2 rRNA genes are annotated in these 3,219 nt (G+C 53.0%); both read right to left on the bottom strand.

Annotated features, from left to right (window positions below):
• Positions 1-16: 16 nt before the first annotated feature.
• A 5S ribosomal RNA gene (gene rrf / locus EZ242_RS21845) occupies positions 17-129 on the bottom strand.
• Positions 130-243: 114 nt separating this feature from the next.
• Positions 244-3,121, bottom strand: a 23S ribosomal RNA gene (locus tag EZ242_RS21840).
• Positions 3,122-3,219: the final 98 nt, after the last annotated feature.

The raw sequence follows: 3,219 nt of genomic DNA, 5'->3' as shown, positions 1-3,219 counted from the left end.
TTGGGCTGGATTAATAGCCTGACGATGACCTACTTTCACACGGGAATCCGCACTATCATCGGCGCAGAGGCGTTTCACTGTCCTGTTCGGGATGGGAAGGAGTGGTACCACCTCGCTATGATCATCAGGCATAACTTGTTGTCGTCTTGACGGGGTCAAGAAGACCAATTCATAGAGCCAATCAGCTTTTATTTGATTGCGTTCAACCCTTGGGCATACGCCTTGATCAATGATCAAAGTTATAGGGTCAAGCCGCACGAGCAATTAGTATCGGTTAGCTTAACGCATTGCTGCGCTTCCACACCCGACCTATCAACGTCCTGGTCTAGAACGACTCTTCAGGGGGCTCGAGGCCCCGGCAGATCTCATCTTGGAACGAGTTTCCCGCTTAGATGCTTTCAGCGGTTATCTCTTCCGCACTTAGCTACCCTGCAATGCCACTGGCGTGACAACAGGTACACCAGAGGTGCGTCCACTCCGGTCCTCTCGTACTAGGAGCAGGCTTCCTCAAATCTGCAGCGCCCACGGAAGATAGGGACCAAACTGTCTCACGACGTTTTAAACCCAGCTCACGTACCTCTTTAAATGGCGAACAGCCATACCCTTGGGACCGGCTACAGCCCCAGGATGAGATGAGCCGACATCGAGGTGCCAAACACCGCCGTCGATATGAACTCTTGGGCGGTATCAGCCTGTTATCCCCAGAGTACCTTTTATCCGTTGAGCGATGGCCCTTCCATACAGAACCACCGGATCACTATGTCCTGCTTTCGCATCTGCTCGACTTGTCAGTCTCGCAGTTAAGCACGCTTATGCCATTGCACTATCGTCACGATGTCCGACCGTAACTAGCGTACCTTCGAACTCCTCCGTTACGCTTTGGGAGGAGACCGCCCCAGTCAAACTGCCTACCATGCACTGTCCCCGACCCGGATAACGGGCCTAGGTTAGAACCTCAAACGCACCAGGGTGGTATTTCAACGTTGGCTCCACCTGATCTAGCGACCAGGCTTCAAAGCCTCCCACCTATCCTACACAGATCCGTTCAAAGTCCAATACAAAGCTACAGTAAAGGTTCATGGGGTCTTTCCGTCTTTCCGCGGGGAGATTGCATCATCACAAACATTTCAACTTCGCTGAGTCTCGGGAGGAGACAGTGTGGCCATCGTTACGCCATTCGTGCAGGTCGGAACTTACCCGACAAGGAATTTCGCTACCTTAGGACCGTTATAGTTACGGCCGCCGTTTACTGGGACTTCGATCAAGAGCTTGCACCCCATCACTTAATCTTCCAGCACCGGGCAGGCGTCACACCCTATACGTCCACTTTCGTGTTTGCAGAGTGCTGTGTTTTTATTAAACAGTCGCAGCCACCGATTTTTTGCAACCGCTTTTGGCTCCGTCCGCGAGGGACTTCACCGACTTGCGGCACACCTTCTTCCGAAGTTACGGTGTCAATTTGCCGAGTTCCTTCTCCCGAGTTCTCTCAAGCGCCTGAGAATACTCATCTCGCGCACCAGTGTCGGTTTGCGGTACGGTCGTGTGCAGCTGAAGCTTAGTGGCTTTTCCTGGAAGCAGGGTATCACTCACTTCGGCGGCAAGCCGCCTCGTTATCACCCCTCATCTAAGCCCGGCGGATTTACCTACCAGGCACGACTACAGGCTTGAACCGGGACATCCAACACCCGGCTGAGCTAACCTTCTCCGTCCCCACATCGCACTGCACATCGGTACAGGAATATTGACCTGTTTCCCATCAGCTACGCATCTCTGCCTCGCCTTAGGGGCCGACTCACTCTACGCCGATGAACGTTGCGTAGAAAACCTTGCGCTTACGGCGAGCGGGCTTTTCACCCGCTTTAACGCTACTCATGTCAGCATTCGCACTTCTGATACCTCCAGCAGCCTTTACAAGCCACCTTCACAGGCTTACAGAACGCTCTCCTACCACGTACGCTTGCGCGCACATCCGCAGCTTCGGTAACTGGCTTAGCCCCGTTACATCTTCCGCGCAGGACGACTCGATCAGTGAGCTATTACGCTTTCTTTAAATGATGGCTGCTTCTAAGCCAACATCCTGACTGTTTTAGCCTTCCCACTTCGTTTCCCACTTAGCCAATTTTAGGGACCTTAGCTGGCGGTCTGGGTTGTTTCCCTCTTGAGTCCGGACGTTAGCACCCGGTGCTCTGTCTCCCACGCTGTACTCTTCGGTATTCGGAGTTTGCCTTGGTTTGGTAAGTCGCCATGACCCCCTAGCCAAAACAGTGCTCTACCCCCGAAGGTAATACGTGAGGCACTACCTAAATAGTTTTCGGAGAGAACCAGCTATTTCCAAGTTTGTTTAGCCTTTCACCCCTATCCACAGCTCATCCGCTAGTTTTGCAACACTAGTCGGTTCGGACCTCCAGTACCTGTTACGGCACCTTCATCCTGGCCATGGATAGATCACTTGGTTTCGGGTCTACACCCAGCGACTGAACGCCCTGTTCGGACTCGGTTTCCCTGCGGCTTCCCTATTCGGTTAACCTTGCCACTGAATGTAAGTCGCTGACCCATTATACAAAAGGTACGCCGTCACCCCGAAGGGCTCCGACTTTTTGTAAGCATGCGGTTTCAGGATCTATTTCACTCCCCTCCCGGGGTTCTTTTCGCCTTTCCCTCACGGTACTAGTTCACTATCGGTCGATGATGAGTATTTAGCCTTGGAGGATGGTCCCCCCATCTTCAGACAGGATTTCACGTGTCCCGCCCTACTTTTCGCTAGCTCAGTACCACACAGGTCTTTTCGCATACGGGGCTATCACCCGCTATGGCCGGTCTTTCCAGACCGTTTTGCTAAGTCCCGTGCTATCACTAGCAGGCTCCTCCGATTTCGCTCGCCACTACTTTCGGAATCTCGGTTGATGTCTTTTCCTCGAGCTACTGAGATGTTTCAGTTCACCCGGTTCGCCTCGCATGACTATGTATTCATCATGCGATACCCTTGCAGGTGGGTTTCCCCATTCGGAAATCCCCGGATCAAAGCTTATTTGCCAGCTCCCCGAGGCTTATCGCAGGCTATCACGTCCTTCGTCGCCTATCATCGCCAAGGCATCCACCACATGCTCTTATTCACTTGACCCTATAACTTTGACCCCTCCGGACCCGAGCCTCACGGCCCAGCACGGGAAGTACACAAGTCAATCAAGGAATCGCGAGGTCTCTCACCTCGCGCGTTAT

The organism is Ramlibacter rhizophilus, assembly GCF_004681965.1.
GTDB classification, from domain to species: Bacteria; Pseudomonadota; Gammaproteobacteria; order Burkholderiales; family Burkholderiaceae_C; genus Ramlibacter; species Ramlibacter rhizophilus.
This window is presented reverse-complemented; position numbering and strand designations above follow the sequence as displayed.